This is a genomic window from Blastomonas sp. (assembly GCF_041747255.1).
Classification (GTDB): domain Bacteria; phylum Pseudomonadota; class Alphaproteobacteria; order Sphingomonadales; family Sphingomonadaceae; genus Blastomonas.
This window is the reverse complement of the sequence record NZ_JBGTFM010000237.1, coordinates 1-2793: the sequence shown is the minus strand read 5'-3', so window position 1 is coordinate 2793 and position 2793 is coordinate 1. Positions and strand designations below refer to the sequence as shown.

At 60.9% G+C, this 2793-nt stretch carries 3 protein-coding genes; all 3 read left to right on the top strand.

Going from position 1 to position 2793, the window contains the following annotated elements; genetic code table 11:
* Positions 1-91: 91 nt before the first annotated feature.
* A complete protein-coding gene (sucC, locus tag ACEW8G_RS08405; RefSeq protein ID WP_373487977.1) occupies positions 92-1291 on the top strand; it encodes an ADP-forming succinate--CoA ligase subunit beta in 1200 nt (399 codons plus the stop codon).
* Positions 1292-1574: 283 nt separating this feature from the next.
* Complete coding sequence (locus ACEW8G_RS08400; protein WP_373487976.1) at positions 1575-1958, top strand: hypothetical protein; 384 nt, start codon at positions 1575-1577, stop codon at positions 1956-1958.
* A 79-nt stretch (positions 1959-2037) separates the two neighbouring features.
* Positions 2038-2787 carry an electron transfer flavoprotein subunit beta/FixA family protein gene (locus ACEW8G_RS08395; RefSeq protein WP_373487975.1) on the top strand — a complete coding sequence of 250 codons (750 nt, stop codon included), beginning with the start codon at positions 2038-2040 and terminating at the stop codon, positions 2785-2787.
* Positions 2788-2793: the final 6 nt, after the last annotated feature.

Genomic DNA, 2793 nt, shown 5'->3' with positions numbered 1-2793 from the left:
TCGAGAACGCTTTATCGACCGCTTGTCGGCCAGGCCACGACCGCTTGTTGGTTCGCACGCCCGGCCCGATCAGAAAGGCATGGGAACCTGCATGAACATTCACGAATATCAGGCCAAGGAACTGCTCGCGAAATACGGCATCGGCATTCCGGCAGGCCATGCCGCGCTGACGGTTGCAGAGGCGGTGGCGGGCGCAGAAAAGCTTCCTGGGCCGCTGTATGTCGTGAAGGCGCAAATCCACGCAGGCGGACGCGGCAAGGGCAAGTTCAAGGAATTGGGCAGCGAGGCCAAGGGCGGCGTGCGGCTCGCCAAGTCCATCGATGACGTGCGCGCTGATGCGACCGACATGCTGGGCAACACACTGGTCACCATCCAGACCGGCGATGCGGGCAAGCAGGTCAACCGGCTCTATGTCACCGATGGCGTTGATATCGCCTCGGAATATTATCTCTCGCTGCTGGTCGACCGCAAGTCGGGCCGGGTCGCGATGATCGTGTCGACCGAAGGCGGCATGGACATCGAGGCGGTGGCGCATGACACGCCCGAGCGGATCACCACCATCACCATCGACCCTGCCACCGGCTTCATGCCGCACCATGGCCGTGCGGTGGCGTTTGCCTTGAAGCTGACCGGCGATCTCAACAAGCAGGCGGCCAAGGTCGCGCAGCAGCTTTACACCGCGTTTATCGATCTTGATTGCGCGATGCTTGAGATCAACCCGCTGGTCGAAACCAAAGACGGCCAGCTGCTGGTGCTCGACACCAAGATGAGCTTCGATTCGAACGCGCTCTACCGTCACCCCGATGTCGAAAAGTTGCGTGACGAGACCGAGGAAGACCCGATGGAGGTCGAGGCCAGCAAATATGACCTCGCCTATATCAAGCTCGATGGCGACATCGGCTGCATGGTCAACGGCGCGGGTCTTGCGATGGCGACGATGGACATCATCAAGCTCAATGGCATGTTTCCGGCCAACTTCCTTGATGTCGGCGGCGGCGCGAGCAAGGAAAAGGTGACAGCGGCGTTCAAGATCATCCTGTCCGATCCCGCAGTGAAGGGCATTCTGGTCAACATCTTCGGCGGCATTATGAAATGCGACATCATCGCCGAGGGCATTGTTGCAGCGGCCAAGGAAGTGAACCTGTCGGTGCCGCTGGTGGTGCGGCTTGAAGGCACCAATGTCGCTGAGGGCAAGGCGATCCTGGCCAACAGCGGCCTGCCGATCGTCAGCGCCGACAATCTGGGCGACGCGGCAGAGAAGATCGTGGCGCAGGTGAAGGAAGCGGCTTAGGCTAAGCAAAAACCTCTCTCCCTCGACGGGAGAGGGTTGCAAAGACTTGGTGAGCGTGAGCGAACCTAGTCGTAGCTGGGAGAGGGTGAAGAGCAGCGGCAGCGTGATCATGCAGCCGCAGGCCCTCTCGAATTCCGACTAGGCAGCAACGCTGCCAAGTCTCCATATCCTCTCCCGTGAAGGGAGAGGAGAAGTGCTATGCCGCTTCGAAGCTTGAGAGACACTTGACGTTTACGTGAACGGAAACTAAATTCCGCCACAGAACAATTGGGAAGGACGCAGCATGAAAGTTTGGATTGTCGCCGCCACTGCACTGTCGCTGGCCGCATGTTCATCGCCGACGCCAGCTGAGGACGCTGCGGCTGATGCGGCGGTTCAGGCTGACGATGCTGCATCGGATGCCGGGGTCGCCGACGAAGGCCGTGCCATGATGTCCGCTCCCGAAAATCAGGCACAGGGTGCTGCGGCAGGTGTAGATACCGCCGCGCCTGCGGCTTCCGGATCGGGCGCTGCTCCGGACAGCCCGGTTGGCAAGGTCGAATCCACCCTGCGCAAGACCGATGCGCTGGCGGCTGAGATTGATCGCACCGTCAAGTCAGCCAACGACAAGCTGGATGATGCCGACCGTCGCGCCGCAGAACTCGAAAAGATAATCAAAGACCGGTAATCATCCGACGGAATGCGCGCCACAAGTCTTGTGAGCCAAGCTCGCTGCCCGAATGAATGAATCGCAGGAAGGAAGCACCATGAAGATCCTCGTACCCGTCAAAAGGGTGATCGATTACAACGTGAAGCCGCGCGTCAAGGCTGACGGCAGCGGGGTCGACCTCGCCAATGTCAAGATGAGCATGAACCCGTTCGACGAGATCGCCGTCGAAGAGGCGCTGCGCATCCGTGAAGCGGGCAAGGCAGAGGAAGTCATCGCCGTCTCGGTCGGACCGGCCAAGGCGCAGGAAACGTTGCGCACCGCGCTTGCGATGGGCGCCGACCGCGCGATCCTGATCGAGACCGACGAAACCGTCGAGCCGCTGGCGGTGGCCAAGCTGCTCGCCAAGGTTGCCGCTGAGGAAGCCCCTGGGCTCATCTTGCTCGGCAAACAGGCGATCGACGACGACAGCAACCAGACCGGCCAGATGCTCGCAGCATTGCTTGGCTGGGGTCAGGCGACCTTCGCCAACACGATCGTGGTCGAGGGCGACAGCGTCACCGTGGCGCGCGAGGTCGATGGCGGCGTACAGACGCTCAAGATCAGCACGCCTGCCATCGTTACCACCGATCTTCGCCTTAATGAGCCGCGCTATGCCTCGCTGCCCAACATCATGAAGGCCAAGAAAAAGCCGCTCGATATGAAGACGCCGGGCGATTACGGGGTGGATATCACGCCGCGCCTGACCACATTGAAGGTGACCGAGCCGCCAGTGCGCAGCGCCGGGATCAAGGTGGCTGATGTCGACGCGCTGGTCGGCAAGCTCAAGGAAATGGGAGTAGGCGCATGAAGACGC